Annotated in this window: 14 protein-coding genes; 6 read left to right on the plus strand and 8 right to left on the minus strand. The window is 68.6% G+C overall.

The window, feature by feature from the left end:
- The first annotated feature begins 3 nt into the window (after positions 1–3).
- The 3 genes from ACIP5Y_RS38235 (at position 4) to ACIP5Y_RS38245 (ending at position 4,586) form a co-directional block, all read left to right on the plus strand.
- Positions 4–840 (plus strand): alpha/beta fold hydrolase, encoded by an 837-nt coding sequence (locus ACIP5Y_RS38235; RefSeq protein WP_400357502.1) that lies wholly within the window; start codon positions 4–6, stop codon positions 838–840.
- On the plus strand, positions 837–3,212 hold the full coding sequence (locus ACIP5Y_RS38240) for a beta-glucosidase (protein WP_400357504.1): 2,376 nt from the start codon (positions 837–839) through the stop codon (positions 3,210–3,212). The genes ACIP5Y_RS38235 and ACIP5Y_RS38240 overlap by 4 nt, the downstream gene beginning before the upstream one ends.
- A gap of 135 nt (positions 3,213–3,347) precedes the next feature.
- Complete coding sequence (locus tag ACIP5Y_RS38245; protein ID WP_400357506.1) at positions 3,348–4,586, plus strand: MFS transporter; 1,239 nt, start codon at positions 3,348–3,350, stop codon at positions 4,584–4,586.
- Between the two features lie 12 nt (positions 4,587–4,598).
- Here the strand turns inward: ACIP5Y_RS38245 and ACIP5Y_RS38250 are convergent, their stop codons facing one another.
- On the minus strand, positions 4,599–5,243 hold the full coding sequence (locus tag ACIP5Y_RS38250) for a DUF4097 family beta strand repeat-containing protein (RefSeq protein ID WP_400357508.1): 645 nt from the start codon (positions 5,241–5,243) through the stop codon (positions 4,599–4,601).
- A gap of 137 nt (positions 5,244–5,380) precedes the next feature.
- Here ACIP5Y_RS38250 and ACIP5Y_RS38255 point away from each other — a divergent pair, with 137 nt between their 5' ends.
- A complete protein-coding gene (locus ACIP5Y_RS38255) occupies positions 5,381–6,538 on the plus strand; it encodes a lipase family protein (protein ID WP_400357509.1) in 1,158 nt (385 codons plus the stop codon).
- Here ACIP5Y_RS38255 and ACIP5Y_RS38260 read toward each other — a convergent pair.
- Genes ACIP5Y_RS38260 through ACIP5Y_RS38290 form a run of 7 tightly spaced genes read right to left on the minus strand, consistent with a single transcriptional unit; the run spans position 6,516 to position 15,483 of the window.
- On the minus strand, positions 6,516–7,226 hold the full coding sequence (locus ACIP5Y_RS38260) for an FHA domain-containing protein (protein ID WP_400357511.1): 711 nt from the start codon (positions 7,224–7,226) through the stop codon (positions 6,516–6,518). The genes ACIP5Y_RS38255 and ACIP5Y_RS38260 overlap by 23 nt on opposite strands.
- A complete protein-coding gene (locus tag ACIP5Y_RS38265) occupies positions 7,226–8,527 on the minus strand; it encodes a VWA domain-containing protein (protein WP_400357513.1) in 1,302 nt (433 codons plus the stop codon). The genes ACIP5Y_RS38260 and ACIP5Y_RS38265 overlap by 1 nt, the downstream gene beginning before the upstream one ends.
- Positions 8,524–9,615, minus strand: coding sequence for a zinc ribbon domain-containing protein (locus ACIP5Y_RS38270; RefSeq protein ID WP_400357515.1), 1,092 nt, complete (start codon positions 9,613–9,615; stop codon positions 8,524–8,526). The genes ACIP5Y_RS38265 and ACIP5Y_RS38270 overlap by 4 nt, the downstream gene beginning before the upstream one ends.
- Positions 9,612–12,059, minus strand: coding sequence for a tetratricopeptide repeat protein (locus ACIP5Y_RS38275; protein ID WP_400357517.1), 2,448 nt, complete (start codon positions 12,057–12,059; stop codon positions 9,612–9,614). Before ACIP5Y_RS38275 ends, ACIP5Y_RS38270 begins: the two co-directional genes overlap by 4 nt.
- Positions 12,056–13,237 (minus strand): hypothetical protein, encoded by a 1,182-nt coding sequence (locus ACIP5Y_RS38280; protein ID WP_400357519.1) that lies wholly within the window; start codon positions 13,235–13,237, stop codon positions 12,056–12,058. Before ACIP5Y_RS38280 ends, ACIP5Y_RS38275 begins: the two co-directional genes overlap by 4 nt.
- Before the next feature lie 6 nt (positions 13,238–13,243).
- The gene (locus ACIP5Y_RS38285; RefSeq protein WP_400357521.1) at positions 13,244–14,215 is read right to left on the minus strand and encodes a glutamate ABC transporter substrate-binding protein; all 972 of its coding nucleotides are present in this window, start codon (positions 14,213–14,215) and stop codon (positions 13,244–13,246) included.
- Positions 14,212–15,483: a hypothetical protein gene (locus tag ACIP5Y_RS38290; protein ID WP_400357523.1), complete on the minus strand. Its 1,272-nt coding sequence runs from the start codon at positions 15,481–15,483 to the stop codon at positions 14,212–14,214. Before ACIP5Y_RS38290 ends, ACIP5Y_RS38285 begins: the two co-directional genes overlap by 4 nt.
- Before the next feature lie 299 nt (positions 15,484–15,782).
- On the opposite strand from ACIP5Y_RS38290, the gene ACIP5Y_RS38295 reads away from it, so the two are divergent.
- Both ACIP5Y_RS38295 and ACIP5Y_RS38300 read left to right on the plus strand, forming a co-directional pair.
- On the plus strand, positions 15,783–17,204 hold the full coding sequence (locus tag ACIP5Y_RS38295) for an ammonium transporter (RefSeq protein ID WP_400357525.1): 1,422 nt from the start codon (positions 15,783–15,785) through the stop codon (positions 17,202–17,204).
- Entirely contained in the window at positions 17,204–17,572 is a 369-nt protein-coding gene (locus tag ACIP5Y_RS38300) for a P-II family nitrogen regulator (RefSeq protein WP_400357527.1), read from the plus strand. The genes ACIP5Y_RS38295 and ACIP5Y_RS38300 overlap by 1 nt, the downstream gene beginning before the upstream one ends.
- Positions 17,573–17,592: the final 20 nt, after the last annotated feature.

A 17,592-nucleotide genomic window follows, 5' to 3' on the forward strand; every position in this document is an offset into this window, starting at 1 on the left:
TCGATGAGTCAGGCCCCGATCACGCCCATTACGCTGCACGGTGGCGCGGGAGAACTCGCTGGCTGGGAGGTCCTGCCGCCCGCGGGCGTGGCGACCCTGGGTACCGTCGTCCTGGTGCCGGGGTTCACCGGTTCCAAGGAAGACTTCGAGGCGCTGCTGCCGTTGCTGGCCGCGGCGGGGTATCGGGCCGTCGCCTATGACCAGCGCGGGCAGTGGCAGTCCGAGGGGCCCGAGGATATTTCCGGGTACACCATGCCGGACTTCGTGGGTGACCTGCACTCGGTCGTGGATCAGGTGTCGTCGGATGCGCCGATTCATCTGATCGGGCATTCCTTCGGCGGGTATGTCGCCCGTGTCGCGGTGATCGAGCGGCCCGCGCGCTTCCGCAGCTTCACCCTGCTGGCCTCCGGGCCGTCGTCGGTCGAGGACATCAACTTCCCGCCGCCGGCCATGGTCGCGCAGGTGGTGGAAGCCGGTGGGCAGGAAGCGATCTGGCAGCAGATGGCCACCGCACTGGCCGGCGCCGGACTGCCGGCGGCCAAGCTGGAGTTCCTGCACAACCGGATCGTGCAGACCAAGAAGGCCAATATCCTCGGCATTCTGAAGACGATGGAAGAACCCCCGGTCAAGGATCTCGCCGAACTGCGCGATGCCGGAGTGCCGATTCTCGTCGCCTACGGCGATACCGGCGACCTGTGGCCGCCGTCGGTGCACGAGGCCTTCGCCGCACAGTTGAATGCCCGCACCGTGGTCTTCCACGGCGTCGGGCATCTGCCGAACGAGGAAGTGCCCGAACAGGTTTCCGCCGATCTGGTCGACTTCTGGAAGGAACAGGCATGAGCAATACCATCGACGAACTGCTCGGCAAGCTGGACCTGCCGGCCAAGATCAAACTCATTTCCGGCGCGAACTTCTTCCGCTTCGCCGGTGACCCGGGCATCGGGCTGGCCGAGATGCCGGTCTCGGACGGGCCGTCCGGTGTGCGCGGCGAACAATGGGACGAACGCGATCCGTCGGTGAGCCTGCCCTCCGGTACGGCCCTGGCCGCCACCTGGGATCGTGAGCTGCTCACCGAGATCGGCGCGCTCATTGCCGCCGAAGCGCGGCGCAAGGACGTGTACGCGGTGCTCGGGCCCACCATCAACCTGCACCGATCCCCGCTCGGCGGACGGCATTTCGAATGCTTCTCCGAGGATCCCATGCTCACCGCCGAGATCGCGGCCGCCTACGTGCGGTCGGTGCAGGCGCACGGGGTCAGCGCGTGCCCGAAGCACTACGTGGCCAACGACTCCGAGACCGAGCGCTTCACCGCCGATGTCATCGCCGCCGAGCGCACCCTGCGCGAGCTGTACCTGTACCCGTTCGAGCGGTCGGTGCAGGCGGGGGCCTGGATGATCATGTCCGCCTACAACTCGGTCAACGGCGTCACCATGACCGAGAACGACCTGCTCGACGAACCACTCAAGGGCGAATGGGGTTTCGACGGTGTCGTCGTCTCCGACTGGACCGCGGTGCGTTCCACGCTCGGCGCCGCCAAGGGCAACGACCTGGCCATGCCCGGCCCGTGGGAGGCGTGGGGCGCGCCGCTCGAGGAGGCCGTGCGCGCGGGCCGGGTGCCCGAATCCGCCATCGACGAGAAGGTCCGGCGCATCCTGCGCTTCGCCGAGCGCGTCGGCGCCTTGAACGGAAGTCCGCAGCCGGCAACGGCTTTCACCGACGAGGCCGCGCAGCGACTGGTACGCGAGGCGGCCGCCAAGGCGATGGTGCTGGTGTCCAATGACGGCACCTTGCCGCTGCGACAGCCGGCCGGCGTGGCCCTGCTCGGATCCGCCGCTGCCGAACCGCGTTTCATGGGCGGCGGCAGTGCCACCGTGATCCCGTCGCACACCACCTCGCCGCTGGAGGGGCTGTCACAGGCGCTGCCGGTGGTCTACACGCCCGGTGTGCACCTGAGCGAGAACATGCTGCCGATCCCGCTGGACCTGGTCACCGATCCCGAGACCGGCGCCCCCGGCCTGGACCTGCGCTACCTCGACGGCGATACCCTGCTCGATCAGGAGCATCGCACCGCGGGCGCGCTCATGCTGTTCGGCAATGCGAATGCCATGCAGGCCAAGACCATCGAACTGCGGGGCCGGCTGCGCGCCGACGTCGCGGGGGAGTGGCGCATCGGTTTCGCCGGTGTGGGCACGCTGAGCCTGACACTCGACGGCGAGCAGGTGCTCGAGGAGAACGTGACGCCCGTCGGCGCCGATCCGGTGGAGATGCTGCTGAATCCGCCGCAGCGCTTCGTCACCCGCACCCTGACCGCGGGCCAGGAAGTGGATGTGCTCGTGCGCATGGTGCCCGGTGGTGGATTCCCCGCCATGGGCATCACCTGCGCGGTCGGCCGCCCCCGGCGTTCCGCGGACGAAGAGTTCGCCGCCGCGGTGGAATTGGCGCGTACCTCCGAGGTGGCGGTGGTCGTGGTCGGCACCACCGAGCAGATCGAATCCGAGGGCTTCGACCGCACCACGCTACGACTGCCCGGCCGGCAGGACGAGCTGGTCGCCGCCGTGGCCGCGGTGAATCCGCGCACCGTCGTGGTCGTGAATTCCGGTTCGCCGGTGGAGATGCCGTGGCGCGACGACGTCGCGGCGGTACTGCTCACCTGGTTCCCCGGACAGGAATTCGGTGCGGCGCTGGCCGATGTGCTCACCGGCGCCGCCGAACCCGGCGGCCGGCTGCCCACCACCTGGCCCAAGACCATCGACGACGTGCCGGTACTGAACACCAAACCCGCGGCCGACAATGCGCTGCCCTATGACGAGGGCATCCACATCGGCTACCGCGCCTGGCTGAAATCCGGTGTGGCTCCGGCCTATCCGTTCGGGCACGGCCTCGGCTACACCAGCTGGGAGCTCGCCGACCTGCAGGTATCGGGTCGCACCGCCACGGTGACCGTCCGCAATACCGGCGCCCGGCCCGGCCGTCAGGTCGTGCAGGCGTACCTGTCCCGGTCCGCCAGCGCGGTCGACCGGCCGGTGCGCTGGCTCTCCGGGTTCGCCGCGGTCGAGGCCGGCCCCGGTGAAACCGTCACCGCCACCATCGAACTCCCGCCGCGCTCGTTCGAACACTGGACCGACCAGGGCTGGGCCGTCGAACCCGGCGCCTTCACCCTGCACCTCGGTACCTCGGTCACCGACCTGCCGCTGACCGCCGACATCGGCTGATCGGTTCTTCAGCAACGGATTCCGCCCGGCAACACCTACCCGCCGGGCGGAATCCATTGCTGAGCAGGGCCGCGAGCCACACCCCTCCCGGCTCGCGGCCCTGCGCATCTCTACTTCGCACACTTTGGACTCTCTGTGGCTCATCCCGAAGCCGGCGCCTCCGTCGACGAGACGCACCCCGGCGGCCCTCCCTCGCGCGGCCTGCTGCCGCTGCTCTTCACCGGCAATATGGCCATGTACGCGCTGTACGTCGGCGTCGGAAGTGTGTTGCTGCCCTTGCAGATCGAGCACATCGACGCGGCGCACAAGGTCGCGAACCTGGGTCTGGTCGGGGGCATCGCCGCCGTCTTCGCCACGGTCTTCAACCCGGTCGCGGGCGCGCTGTCCGATCGATCCGGCCGACGCAACCCGTGGATCCTGGGCGGCGGGCTGGCCGCGGTGGCCGCCATGGGCCTGCTCGGCGGCGTGCGGACCGTGGCCTTGGTGGCGATCGGCTGGTGCCTCGGCCAGGCGGTCATGAACATCTACCAGGCGGCCCTGACTTCCGTTGTCCCCGACCGCATTCCGCTGACGCGCCGCGGCACGGCCTCCGCCGCCGTCGGCCTGGGCCTGCCCGTCGGCTCCACCATCGGCGTGGTGCTCGCCTCCGCCTTCTCCGACCATTACAGCATCGGCTACCTGGCCCTGGGGGTCCTGGTAGCCGCCGCGGCGGTCCTGTTCACCTCCTGTGCCCGGGAACAGCCCCAACCCCCGAAACGCTCGGCCTCCCTGCGTGATCAGGCCGCTGCCTTCCTGAGCGTCCTGCGCGAGCACGACTTCCGCTGGGCCTTCACGGGCCGAGCCCTCCTCGTCCTCGGCTACTTCGCGGTCACCGGCTATCAGCTCTATATCCTCCAAGACCACATAACCCTGCCCGGCGGCCTTTCCCCCTCCCACGCCGTGGCCGTCCTGACCCCCATAGCCGGTGTGGCCATGGCCATTTCGACAGTGCTGGGTGGCGTCCTCTCCGACCGCCTGAACCGCCGCAAGATCTTCGTGGCCTGCTCGGCAGCCCTCTCGGCGGGGGCCCTGCTGATCCCGGTCCTGACCCCCACCTGGCCCGGCATGATCGTCTTCGCCGCGGTGAACGGCCTGGCCTTCGGCTGTTTCATGGCCGTGGACACCGCCCTGGTAACCCTCGTTCTCCCCAAAGCCGAAGACGCGGCCCGAGACCTCGGCATCCTCAATATCGCCAACGCGGCGCCCCAAATCGTGGGCCCCTTCGTGGCCTCGGCGGTGGTAACCCTCGGCGGTTACCCTCCGCTCTTCCTCTTCGGCGGCCTGCTGGCCGTCCTCGGCGCCCTGGCGGTTCTCCCCATCCGCACCGTCCGCTGATCTCGGTGCCGGCTATCGGGTGGCGGTAGCGTGGCCGATGATGACGTTGCCGAATGAGTTGCGGGCGTAGACGTGCACGATGTTCTCGTCGCTCCGCGAGTCGGCGGCTGCCAGCTGGTTGTAGACCGCGCCGTTGGGGGTGTTGCTCTCCAGTCGTGCGGTGCTGCCGGGGTGGATGCCGACCTCCAGTTCGCCGACGGAGGTTTGCAGCTGCAGGACGCCGCGGGTCGCCTCGCCGATGCGGATATTGCCCTTGGCGGTCTTGGCGGTCACCGAACCGAGCGGTTGCTCGACGATGATGTCGCCCGCGGAGACCTTCAGTTCGCATTCGCCCAGGGGACCGGCGCCCAGGACGCGGCCCATTCCCGCGGTGGCGTGCAGCTGGGAGCCGGTGGGGACCTCGATGGTCACCTCGATCGAGGGGTTGCCGCCGAAGGGGGTGTGGGTGCGCCAGGACTTCGGGGTCTTCACGGTCAGGGCGCCGTCGGTGAAGTCGACCTGGGTGTGCTCGGCGGTGCGGATGTCGGCGGGCTTGGCCGCGTCGGTCGGCCGGATCTGCACGATGGTGTCGGTGCGGTCGGAGGCGATGACGGTGACATTGGCCGACAGCACGTCGACGGTCAGGGCGATCGGGTTCGGGGTAGCGAATGCAGGCATGACGGTCAGTCCTTTAGTGTGTGAAACGGATTCTGTGTGTGAACCTCTTGTGCTTGTTCACGTGATTACTGTCGCCAACCACGCTGATATGGACCTGACGCCGTCCTGACACGCCCGCTGACGAATCGGAGAGTGACATGCGCGTACGGATTGTGCTGCCGATCTTGACCGCATTGGTGGTGGCGGCCTGTGGCAGCTCCGGTGATACGTCGTCGTCGAAGGGGGAGACGCCCGGGGCGTTGATCTCGCAGCGATCCTTGGCGAATCTCGATCCCGGCCTGACGGCGGCTGCTGCGTCGGCCACCTACATTCGGTACGAATCGACCTCACCGGCCGGGAAGCCGATCGAGGTGTCGGGAGCGGTGTTCCTGCCGAAGGGTGATGCGCCTGGCGGGGGCTGGCCGGTGATCGCCTTGGCGCACGGCACCGCGGGTGTCGTGAGTGCTTGTGCGCCTACGAATTCACCCACGCTGTTCGGGTCCGCTCCCACGGTGGAACAGTTGCTGGCGGGACATCGGGCCGTGGTGATGACCAATTATCAAGGGCTCGACGGGCCGGGAGATGCGCCCTATCTGGATTCGCCGTCATCGGGGTACGACGTGCTGAACTCGGTGCGGGCCGCGCGGGCGAGTGGGATGCCGTTGGGCGCGGATACGGTACTCGTCGGTGTCTCGCAGGGCGGCCGGGCTGCGGAATCGGCCGTGGAGACCGCGAAAGCGTATGCGCCGGAGCTGAATATCCGTGGCGTGCTACTGCTGTCCCCGGCGCTGGAGCTCCAGTTCGTCGAACCTGTCCGGGCCGGCACGCTCAACGCGCCGGATCAGTACCTGGTCCTGCCGTATCTCGTCGAGGCGGTGCGCTACGGCGATCCCGGCTACCGCTACGACCAGGTACTGCACGGTGATCTGCTCGCCGCCGCACCGCGTCTGGAGTCGCAGTGCACCGGGGAGATGACGCCGGCCGATCTCGAGCTCGGCAAGGCCGCCACCCCGGACGAGGTGCGTTTCGTCGATGACGCGGCCGCGAAGCCGTTCGCCGACTTCCAATCCCGCACCAACCTGCCGAAGGTGGCGACCACGCTGCCGACCTACATCGTCCGTGGGGATGCCGACCTGCTGGTGAGCACCGCGTGGTCCGACGCGGCGGTGGCCGAGATGTGTGCCCTCGGCACGCAGGTCCACGATCTGGTGGTCCCCGGCGGGCACGAGGCCCCGGGCAACGTGGCTCAGCAGTGGATGACCTGGATCGACAACCTGTTCGCCGGGGCCCCTTTCACATCGACGTGCCCGAAGTGATGTCGGGAGCGCCCGGTTCGGTGCTGAGCGTGATGGTGGTCCAGCCGCCCACGTGGATGCGGTCGCCGTCTTGCAGGGGGACAGGCATTTTGGCGGGAATGGGAGTGGGGCTGTCATTGATGCAGGTGCCATTGGTGGAGCCGAGGTCGGTGATGGTGGCCTTGGCGCCGTCCAGGTGCAGGATGGCATGGGAGCGGGAGACGGCCAGGTCGGCGGGGGCGATGGAGAGGTCGATCTCGGGGTCGACGCCTTGGGAGAGACTGCGTTTGCCGATGAGGATATTGGGGGCGCGCAAGGGTATTCGGCGTTCGGGGTAGAAGGCCGGGAATTCGACGCGACCGATATCGGGGCCCTGCTGGGCCAGCATCCGGCCGTACTGGGAGCGGTCGGCGCGGATGGTGGCAACCCAGATCGTGGCGGGCTGGGACGCCGTGCCGAGGGGCGGCGCGGGCCGATCCGCCTGGGTCTCCGGCATGGCCGCGGTCGCTGCGGTGGCCCAGCGCGGCGGCGGGGGCAGCGCCGAGTCGTGGCCGCAGCCCTCACAGAAGCGGTCCTCGACCGGGGCGCCGCACACCGGGCAGACGATGAGTTCCGGTGCAGCGGAGCCGTTTCCGTCGGCAATGGGCTCCCCGCACGTATCGCAGTAGTCCGCGGCGCGGGACAGGTGGCCTTCAGGGCAGGTCGGCATTACGCGTCGCCTTTCCCTCGGTCTTCGGGGCGCACGCGCGCCGTCTTGCTGGAGCGCACATTGAGGGCGATCTCGTCGGAGGGATCGACGTGCGCGCGCAGTCGGACGGTGCCGGCGTCGTCGACATCGACGACGCCGCGCAATAGTTTGGCGGTGTTGTCGTTACCGGATTCATGCGCGAGATGCATTGCGCGCTGCAGCTTCTGGGTGGCAGTGGCATTGTCGCCGGCCTTGCGGGCGGCGAGCCCCTCCTGCACGACCTGGGCCAGCTCGGCCTGCCCGGTGTAGTGCGCGACGCCGCGGCTGATCGGCGCGGACAGGTCGGTATCGGTGGTCCACTCCGCCTTCACCAGGCCCTGCGCCAGCGGATCGGCGTCGGTGAACACGCTGATGCGGGCGGCGAGTTTCTTGCCGCCGGGCGCCAGCGGATCGATATCGATCTTGATGTGGTAGTCGCGTTCGTCGGCACCCCAAGCGCCGAGCGGATATTCGCCGATCTGCGGCGCGGTCTCCACCCGCCGGGCGGTCAGATTCTCGATGGCCGGCGCGACCTGCTTGAGGAACACGATCCGGGCCCCGACGGGCGTCCACACCCGCAGCTTGAGCTCCGGAATCGTCTTCTCCATCGAGGATTCCATCATGGCCGCGAAATCCTTGGCCAGCAGATCGGCCGTCTTCACGATGTCCACGGTGCCGTGCAGCGCCGAGGCGATGGCGCGCAATTCCTCGGGCTCCCAGTCGCTTCCGACGCCGCGGCAGTCGCAGGTGAACAGGCCCTCGGAGGCGCGGATCTCCTCGGCCAGCCGCTCGGCGGTCTCGTGCTCGTTCTTGCCGTCGGTGAGCAGGATGGCGTGCACCATGGCGCCGGGATGCTTCTGCGCGATCATCCGTGACACACCCAGCCAGGTGCCGATGGCGGTGCCGCCGTCGGGCTTCAGCTTGTCCAGGGCCCGCCGCGCCGCCGCCCGCGACTCCCGGTTCGCCACCGCCGACGCGCCCTGCGTCGGGTACACCACGGTCGCGGTGTCGGTGCCCTTCACAATGGCGAAATGGGTGCCGTCGGGCATCACGTCGAGGGCGGCCAGGGTGGCGGTCCGGGCATTGGGGAACTTCTCCCGGCCGCCCATGGATCCGGAGCAGTCGATGATGAGGATCTCCACCCGCTGCTGCGGCGGCGCCGCCACCGCGAGCTCGTCGGAGGTCTGCACGGTCACGACCGCGTCCATGGTGCGGGTGCCCTCGGCCAGAAACTCGTTCTGGTCGACATCGACCGAAACGCCGTTCTCTGCAGGGGAATTCACGGTTCGTCTCCTGTGTGTTCGGAGCTGAGTACGGGTACGAGGGCGGCGGTGATGTTGTCCCGCCCGCCGGCCTGCAGCGCGTGCTCGACCAGCGCCCGCCCGGCGGGCTGCACCGGCAGGGCGGTGGCGATGCGGGCCAGGGCGGCCGCCTCCGGCAGGTAGTTCCACAGGCCGTCGGTGCACAGCAGCAGGACGCCCGGTTCCCGGGTCGCCAAGGTGCGCAGGCAGTTCCGGGACCATTTGTGTTCGCTGTCCGCGCCCAGCCAGCGGGTCAGCACATGGGCGTGCGGGCCGTCCATGGCGGTCTCCGGGTCCAGGACGCCATTGTCGACCATGTCCTGTGCGAGGGAGTCGTCGACGGTGAGCCGGAGCGAGGAGCCCGAGTCGGCCCGCAGCCAATACGCCCGGCTGTCACCGACATTCGCGATGGTGATGCGGGTGCCGTCCGGGCCCGGTTGCACGATGGCCGACACATAGGTGCACGAGGGCGCGCGGCCGTCGGGGGAGCCGACCGCGATCACCGCGTCCGCCGCCGCGTTCAGACCGGCCATGACCGAGTCCTCGGCGGAACGCTGCTCGGCCAGCGCATCCAGGCAGGCGTCGATGCCCGCGCGCACCGCCGCGCCGGAGGCGGCCTGCGGGTCCTCGGAGGTGGAGACGCCGTCGCAGACCGCGATGACCACCGTCGCCGTGGCATCCGGTGCGTCACAGGGCACTACGGCGGCGGCGACCGCGTCCTCGTTGCGGGCGTGCGCTACTCCGCGATCGGTGATCACGAAGATCGGGCCCAGCCCGGCTTCGAAGCGGTCCAGCTCCGGCGGCTGCTGCCCGCAGGACGCGCAGTAGCCGTCGGTGTCGAATTCGCTTTCGCCGCAGCCCGAGCAGACGGTCTTCGCGTCGGCCGAGGCCGAGACCGAGAGCGCGCCGGAGACGTCGGCGACCGGCACCGTGGTCGCCTCGGGTGTGGACGGATGGAATTCGCTGGGCGGCAGGGCGACCGTCATGCGCCAGAGCTTGTGCCCGCACGCCTCACAGAAGCGGTCGCTCTGCGCGGCCGGCGCGCCGCAGGCCGGGCAGCGGGGGATCACAGCGTGGTCCTGGGGCGGACGTCGTTCGCCTGCTCCACGAGCGCGATCCGCTCCCAGAAGTCGTCGGTCTCGTGCGCGAGGTCGCGATAGCAGCGTTCCAAACCGGTTCTGATCCCTCGCCGGTCGAGTGTGACGCCCAGTAGCGGGGCCTGGTCGGTGGGTATGCGGCCGAGGCGCAGCCACACCAGCGCCGCTTCGAGGACCCGCATCCGGGCTTGCGCGGCACGGCGTCTGGAGTCCAGGCGCAGGCGTTCCACCCGCGTTCCGGCCTCGCGCAGCAGCGTTTCGGTGAGATTGCCCGGGTCCGGCACGGACAGCAGCGTATCGATGGCGGCGATGCCCGCCGCGGTGTGGACGACGGAGGCCGGATCCACCTGATCCAGCACGGTGATCGCCTCGGCGCGCCGGTCTTCCTGGCGGCGCAGGCGGGCCAGCCCGAAAGCGGCACTGGTGAACGAACGATCGGTACGCCACACCATGTCGTAATAGCGCGCCGCATCCTGGGCGGCGCCATTCGGCGCCTCCGCCTCTGCGGTGGCGGCCGTGTAGTCCGCGGTGACGGCGAGGGCCAGCTTCGGGGCGGGTTCGCCGGGGAGAGCGGTGTAGAGGGCATCGAACTCGGATTGTGCGGCCGCCCAGTCTTGTTGCAGCAAGGCGGCCTGGCCGCGGTACCAGGCGAGCCGCCAGTCGTCGGCGAGCCGGGTCTGTTCCGCCTCGCGCAGGCGGGTGAGCGCGTCGGCTGCCCGGCCGAATTCGAGGGCGGCGCGAATCAGGCGCAGTGGGATCTCGGCCGATTCGGCCTCGCCGGTGACCACCGACCGCTGGCCGGCCGCGAGCTCACGTTCGAGGTCCTCCGGGGTCACCGCGCTGGTGGAGGCCAGCAGCGCGGCGCCGGTATCGGTCGGGTCCACCAGCGGGAACGGCAGCGCCGCAACGATTTCCAGGGGATCGGGCAGGGTTTCGCCGATGCCGAAGACCGCGCGCGGCGGGCCGAATCGGGTGGACAGGCCCGGCCGGGGGCGACCGTCCTCGGTCGAGAGCACCTCGCGCAGGACGCCGGTGAGCTGGTCGATCATTTCGGCCACGGAGCCGAAGCGCTGGTCGGGATCGGTGTCGGTGGCGCGCAGCAGGAATCGGTAGAGCGAATCGTGGCGTTGCAGCAGCGGTTCGGTGGCGGGTTCGGGCAGCGGCCCGAAATGCCCGTTCACACTGGGTATTTTCATGATCAGCACGGCCAGCGTGCGGCCCACCGTGTACACCTCGGAGGCGATGGTGGGCCCGGTCGCGCCGACCTCGGGGGCCTGATATCCGGGCGTCCCGTAGAGCGCGCTGTCCCGATCCTCCAGGCTGATGACCGCTCCCAGGTCGATGAGCTTGACCTGCTCCTCGATCTGCATCACGTTGTCGGGCTTGAAATCGCAGTAGGCCAGATTGCGATCGTGCAGATACTGCAGTGCGGGCAGCATCTCCAGGATGTAGGCGATGGCCTGCGCGGGCGGCAGATACTGCCCCTCGACATCACGGTGCTGCCGCAGCAGCTGTTTCAGCGAGGTGCCGCCGACGTAGGCCATGACGATGTAGCCGACCGGCGCTCCGTCCGGGCCCACATCCTCGACGAAGTTGAAGATCTGCACGATATTTGGATGGTCGACCTGCGCCAGGAATCGCTTCTCGGCCACCGCGGCCCGCATGGCATCCGCATCACCGGTATTGAGCAGGCCCTTGAGTACCACCGGCCGATCGTTGACGCGATGATCCAGCGCCAGATAGATCCAGCCGAGCCCGCCGTGCGCCACCGGCCCGAGCACCTCGTACTGCCCGCCGACCAGATCCCCGCGAGCCAGCTTGGGCGTGAACGAGTACCGCGTCCCGCAGTGTGCGCAGAACCCGTCCGCTCGCCCCGCCTGCCCGGCCCGGCTGCGCCCGACCGGCCGCTCACACTTTCCGCAATACCGCTGCTGCTCCGGCACTTCCGGATTGGCCATGACCGCCGCGGACGGATCGATGGGCGTCACCCGCGGCACGTTCACCATGCCGGCGCCGAGCCGTCCCCGCGTCGCCCCGGAGCTGGACCGACCGGTCCGTACAGAGCGCACCGATCGCCCGGACACGGCTCCGGACCCCGACGAAGGCCGGCTCGTTGCGCCGCCACTGATTTCGGTCGTCGCCCGGGCGGAGGCGGTCGCGGGCGCGGTACCGCACACCGCGCAATACCCGTCCTCGATGGTCCCGCCGCAGCCGGGCTCCGCACAGGCCGACGGCGTATTGCCCGGCCCCGCACCAGCAGCCGCCACGCCGCCGGCTGTCAGCGGCGTGCCGGGGGCCGGGGTGGCCGCACTGCCGGGTGGGGTGGGCGCGGCACCGGCCGGGGCGGGCGCGGTGCCGCAGACGGTGCAGTAGCCGTCTTCGATGGTTCCGGTGCAGCCGGGTTCGGTGCAGGTCATGTTCGCCTCCCCGTTTTCTGCGCGATGAGCTGGCGGTAGTCGGTAATGGCACGGGTGACGGCGGCGAGGTCGCACGGGCGGCGGGTGAGGAGGCCGGCGGCTATGCGGCCGGAGGCCTGGATATCGCGGTCTTCGCCGAGGCCGAGGCGGGCGGCCTTGGCGCGGTAGCCGGTGAGGCGGCCGCCCAGTTCGGCGCGGCGGTCGAGCAGGCCCTGGGCGAGGCGTTCGCTGCGGGTGGCGGCGTCGAGGGCCTCGGTGAGGCGGCGGCGCAGTTCCCACAGGGCGTCGGGAGTGGGCGGATTGGCTTCCAGCGCGGTCAATTCGGCGCTGAAGACGGTGCTGTCGTCGGCGTGGCGGGGCAGGGGCGCGGCGAGGATGGTGCGCTCCACCTCGGCGCGCGCATGCTCGGCGCGGTCGCGGGTTTTGCGCAGCGCCTCGACGAGGGTGCGCATGCGCGCGATGGCGCCCGGCCAATCGCTCGCCATGGCGGTGAGTTCGGCGCGGACAGCGGCGGCGTCCCGCATGCGCGCGGACAGGTCGCCGATGCGGTTGTCGAGTTGCGCGGGCGTGAGCGAGAGCGGATCGGTGACGGCCAGCCGGGACAGGTCGGCAATATCGCTTGACAGAGCGTGCAGTTCGGGCACGCCCGTACCGACCCGGTCGAGTTCGGTCTGCAGCGGCCCGAGATCGGACATGACCCGGGAGTTCACCGCGTCCACCGCATCGAGCACCGCCACCACGAGGGGGAAGGTCACCCGCATGCGATCCAGCAGTTCGGCGATGCCGATCCGGCTCACCTCCTCGCGCGGGCCGAGCAGCGACCGCTGCGCCATGGGAATCGTATTGCGCGACACTTCGAGTGGATTCCCCCGCAGCAGCCTCGTCAACTCCTCCCGATCCAGCGCGTCGTGCCGCCGCCGGGCCCGTGCCGTCTGCACCTGCTCGAGAATCGTGCCCAGCCGCCCGTAGTCCTCCCACATCCCGTGCAGCCCGGCCTCCGCCACCGTCCACCGCTCCGCGGTGACCCCGATCGGCGGGAAGCGCCGCAGCATCACGAGCCCGGGATGCTTGTCCAGTTCGACCAATGTGGCTCCGGCGGTGGCGGTTTCACGTTCCCGCTCGGCGAGCTCGCGATCGATTTCGGCAATGCTGAGAATGTGCCCGGTGTGCTCGCTCATGGTCGCTCACTCGCGATAACGCGGAGCGGGGGGCGCGGGCGCCGGTCCGAGCACGCCGAGCCGGGAGTTGTAGATCCGCTGCCAGGTGCCGTCCGTGCGGATCCGATCGAGTACCCCGTTCACGAATTGCACCATGTCGGTCGCCTGCTTCTGCACGCCGACGCCGTAATAGTCGGGCGCCATCGGACCGCCGACCACCTGAAGATTCGGATCCTGCGCCGCGAGCCCGTAGAGGGTCGGCAGATCGGTGCTGACCGCGTCGATCTGCCCCTGTTGCATTGCCGACAGACAGTCGAGCCAGTTCGCCATGCCGATCACCTTGGGTCGCTGGGGGAGTGCGAACACCGCATCCAGTGTGGTCGATCCGAGGAGCCCGCAAACCGTTTTTCCGGCCAGGTCGGCCGCGGAGTTTATGCCGGAGCCCTTGGTCGCGAGGATGCGCTGATCGGTGGTGAAGTAGACGGTGGAGAATTCGATGTCCTGCCGCCGGGTGCAGGTGGGGGTGAACGCGTCCACCACGATGTCGACCTCGTTGTTCTTCAACGCGTCGATGCGGTGCGCGGACTGGATGGGATGCAGTTCGATCTTGTCCGGGCTACCGAAGAGGTCGCGCGCGATCTCCCGCGCGATGTCGATGTCGAAGCCCTCGATCTGTCCGGTCGCCGGGTCGCGGTAGGCGAAGAGGAATTCGTTCTGGTCGACGCCCACGCGTAAGTTCCCGCGCGCAACGATGGCGGCCATGGTCGAACCGGTCGGCATGTTGCCCGGCTGTGGTTGCGCGCCGGGCCGGATGCTGGCGGTGGGGTCACAGGAGGTGTCGGCGCGCTGCGGTGCCACCGAGGCGAGAGTCTGCGCGCCCGGCGGCAGCGCGGTCTCCGGCGGCAGTTGCAGTGAGGCCGTATCCGGCGCGTGGGCCGAGCACGAGGCCGCCAGCACGGCCGCCATGGCCACCAGCAGCATGCGGAACCGCGCTCTCACAGGAACTCCTTCAACCGCGGCCAGAGGCCCGCGCCGACCGCGCCGCCCGCCGCGAACAGCAGCACGAGCGTGCCCCAGGGACTGAGCAGCAGGGCATTGCCCGCATCGTTCACGCCGTCGCGCACCTGCTGCCGGGTGTGTTGCAGGTCTTGCTGGAGTGCGGTGTCCAGAGCGGTGAAGAGCGTCGCCGAGGAAGCGGGATCACCGCCGATGGCCTGTGTCACCGCACCTCGGTAGTCATTGCTCAGATAGGCGGCGACTTCGATGTGGTGTCCGTCCTGCCATTTCGAGAATGCCTTCGCCGCATCGGAATCCGTGCCGGTGACGGACTGCAGCTGCGCCCGTAACTGACCGCTGGTCGCGTTGAACCGGTCCTCGCTGGCGTTGATGTCACCGCGGGTGATGAGCTGCAGGGTCTCCTCGGTACGCGCCTGCTGCGCGAGAATCCGTACCCGCGAGAGGGTTTCGAAGCGCGCCGTCGCGCCGCCCGAGCCGTCGTCGACGGCGGCGGTGGCCGCGACGGTGGTCGCACCGATCCAGAGCAGCGCCAGCACCGCCGCGCCGGCGGCGGCCAGCACGCCGGGATTGAGCCACCGATTGGTGCGCCGCAGCAGCAGCCAGGATCCGTACCCGCAGGCAGCCAGCAGGAGCAGGAGCGCCACTACGCTCCACAGCGGCAGTGCGGAGATGGTCTCCTGATCGTCGTGCAGTTGCCCGAAGCGCGTGTTCTCCAGTGCCTCTGCATTTTTCAGCAGCGACCCCTGCATGAGGGTCGACGCCTGGCGCAGATAGGCGGAACCCACCGGCAGGTTCTGCCGGTTGTCGGCGCGGGCGGCCTCGACCAGTCCGGTGTAGGTGGGTAGTTCCTCGGAGATCTGGGCGAGCACCAGTCGGGTGCCGCTGTCGGTGGCGCCCGCGGTCGCCTCCGCGAGGGCGCCCGCGGCGTCGGCGAGCGCCTGCTCGTAACGCCCGTGCACCACAGGGGATTCGACGCCGCCGGACAGGAAGGCGGTGGACGCGGCCGCGTCGGCGGAGGACAGCGCGACATAGAGGCGTTGGGCCGCGTCGGCGAGCGGTTCGGTGTGTGCCAGGACGGTGTCGCGGCGAGAGATCTTGGTACCCAACTGGTTCACGCACAGCAGCCCGGAGACGAGCGCCAGGATCACCAATACGGCCCCCACCGCGGTGATGACGCCCGGCGCGGTGCGCGCGAAACGCCTCGTCCATACCGCAGCGTTGCGGATGGTCGCCGGTAGACGACTCGTCACTCCGTTCCCCCGATCGAACCGTGTAGCTCCCCGTACGAAGATCGTACGGGAGCGCGGCCCGATGTGTCGATCGTGTTTCCAACCGGTCGGAATTGTCTGGCGAATCTGACATTTCGAATGTTCACACACCTGTGACCGGACCGTGAAATCCAGATTTAACCACAGGTAATCACCGGGAAACCTACTGGCTCAACACTTGGTTCACCGTATGTGACGCTAGACACCATATGTCACAACAAATTAAGTGCTGGAAGCGGGTCTGGTGCCTGCCGGCTTCCACGGTGAGGTAGCGCTGAAACATGTCACCGTATCCCGATTGGCTGAACCCTGGCGATAATGCCTGGCAGTTGGTAGCCGCAACACTTGTCGGTCTCATGAGCATTCCGGGTATCGCCGTACTGTACGGCGGTATCGTGCAACGGAAATGGGCCGTCAACACCATGCTCATGGCATTCACCGGATTTTCGCTGGTCCTGGTGGTGTGGGTGCTCTGTGGATTCAAGATGGGGTTCGGCGAACCCATCCATCTGGGACCAGGAATCCTGCGGGCCGCAATCGGCAAACCGCACACCATCCTGGGCTCCAATAATCAAGAGCAGGCGTTGATTCCGTTGCTCGACGGAGCCATGCCGAAATTCCGATTCTCGGAGACGACACTGGCTTACTTCCAGTTCGTCTTCGCCGCCATCACGCCATTGCTGTTCCTGGGCAGCGTGATCGGCCGCATCAGTTTCAAGGTGTGGTTGATCTTCGTTCCGCTGTGGTCCCTGCTGGCATATTCCGTGAACGCATTTTTGCTGTGGGGTGGCGGCTGGTGGTCGCAAATGGGCGCACTGGACTACTCCGGCGGTTACGTCATCCACTTGGCGGCGGGCACTACCGGATTCGTGGCGGCGGCCATCATCGGTCCACGGCTGGCCCGGGACCGGGAACGCGCGGTCCCGAACAACCTGCCCATGGCGGCGGTCGGCGCGGGCATTCTGTGGCTGGGCTGGAACGGTTTCAACGGCGGCGACCCCTACTTCTCCGGTTCGGACGCCTCGCTGGCCGTCATCAATACCAACCTGTGCACGGCGGTCGCCCTGCTGACCTGGGTCATCTGGGACATGCTGGCCGGCCCCGCGAAACGGCCCAACTTCCTGGGCGCGATCAACGGCATGATCGTCGGCCTGGTCGCCATCACGCCGGCGGCGGGTTTCGTGAACAGCTTCGGCGCCTTGGTGATCGGCGCGATCGCCTCCAGCCTGGTGTGGCTGTCGTGGAACAAGCTGGGACGGACCCGGCTGTTCAAGAAGGTGGACGACACCCTCGGCGTGGTGCACACCCACGGCGTCGCGGGTCTGCTCGGCGGTCTGCTGGTCGGTGTGTTCGCGGATCCGAATGTCAAGGTCTACTTGGGAACAGGAGGCGCTCCGGACGCCACCTACGGAGGTTGGCTCTACGGACACAATCCGAAGCTTTTGCTGTGGCAACTCGGTGCAGCGGCTACCGTCATCGTGTGGGACGCTCTCGTAACCTTCGTGATCCTGAAGGTTCTGAGCCTGTTCATGAAGCTGCGGATACCGGACGAGGCGCTCGAGGTCGGCGATATCGCCGTCCACGAGGAGGAGGCGTACCCGGACGACGCGCTGGTGAGCTCACCACGGTCGCTCGTGACATCACCGGCACGGCACCTGGAGCCGGAGACATTGCAACCGGAGATGCCGGTCAAGGAATCCTGATGTCGGCGCCGCTGCAATTGGGCGGCACGATCGGCTACTACAGCATGGACCCGGGCGGCGGCGCGGACGCGAAACTCATCACTCTCGTGGTGCCGCCCGGTCTGTTCGACGAGATCAAGCGAGCGCTCGGCACCTTCGGGGTACGGCGCATGGTGGTTTCACAGGTCTACCGCGTGGACGACCGTGACAATCGCGTCGAGAGCTACCGCGGGCGGCGCTACGAGAGTGACGTATCGACCGGCCTGCGAATCGAATTACTCGCCCGCACCGAGGATGTCGACGATCTGGTCCGCCTGATCGAACGCATCGGCGCGAACCATCGCGCACCCAATATCCAGATCTGGATGATCGACGCCAGGAGGCTGTAGCCACTCCCGGCGCATCCTCA

The organism is Nocardia sp. NPDC088792 (assembly GCF_044750615.1).
In the GTDB taxonomy this organism is placed as follows: domain Bacteria; phylum Actinomycetota; class Actinomycetes; order Mycobacteriales; family Mycobacteriaceae; genus Nocardia.

What these genes read in the sequence shown, in the direction of transcription:
- ACIP5Y_RS38235 (WP_400357502.1), top strand. Translation starts at nt 4, where the DNA reads ATGAGTCAGGCCCCGATCACGCCCATTACGCTGCACGGTGGCGCGGGA.
- ACIP5Y_RS38240 (WP_400357504.1), top strand. Translation starts at nt 837, where the DNA reads ATGAGCAATACCATCGACGAACTGCTCGGCAAGCTGGACCTGCCGGCC.
- ACIP5Y_RS38250 (WP_400357508.1), bottom strand. Translation starts at nt 5,243, where the DNA reads ATGCCTGCATTCGCTACCCCGAACCCGATCGCCCTGACCGTCGACGTG.
- ACIP5Y_RS38255 (WP_400357509.1), top strand. Translation starts at nt 5,381, where the DNA reads ATGCGCGTACGGATTGTGCTGCCGATCTTGACCGCATTGGTGGTGGCG.
- ACIP5Y_RS38260 (WP_400357511.1), bottom strand. Translation starts at nt 7,226, where the DNA reads ATGCCGACCTGCCCTGAAGGCCACCTGTCCCGCGCCGCGGACTACTGC.
- ACIP5Y_RS38275 (WP_400357517.1), bottom strand. Translation starts at nt 12,059, where the DNA reads ATGACCTGCACCGAACCCGGCTGCACCGGAACCATCGAAGACGGCTAC.
- ACIP5Y_RS38280 (WP_400357519.1), bottom strand. Translation starts at nt 13,237, where the DNA reads ATGAGCGAGCACACCGGGCACATTCTCAGCATTGCCGAAATCGATCGC.
- ACIP5Y_RS38295 (WP_400357525.1), top strand. Translation starts at nt 15,783, where the DNA reads ATGTCACCGTATCCCGATTGGCTGAACCCTGGCGATAATGCCTGGCAG.
- ACIP5Y_RS38300 (WP_400357527.1), top strand. Translation starts at nt 17,204, where the DNA reads ATGTCGGCGCCGCTGCAATTGGGCGGCACGATCGGCTACTACAGCATG.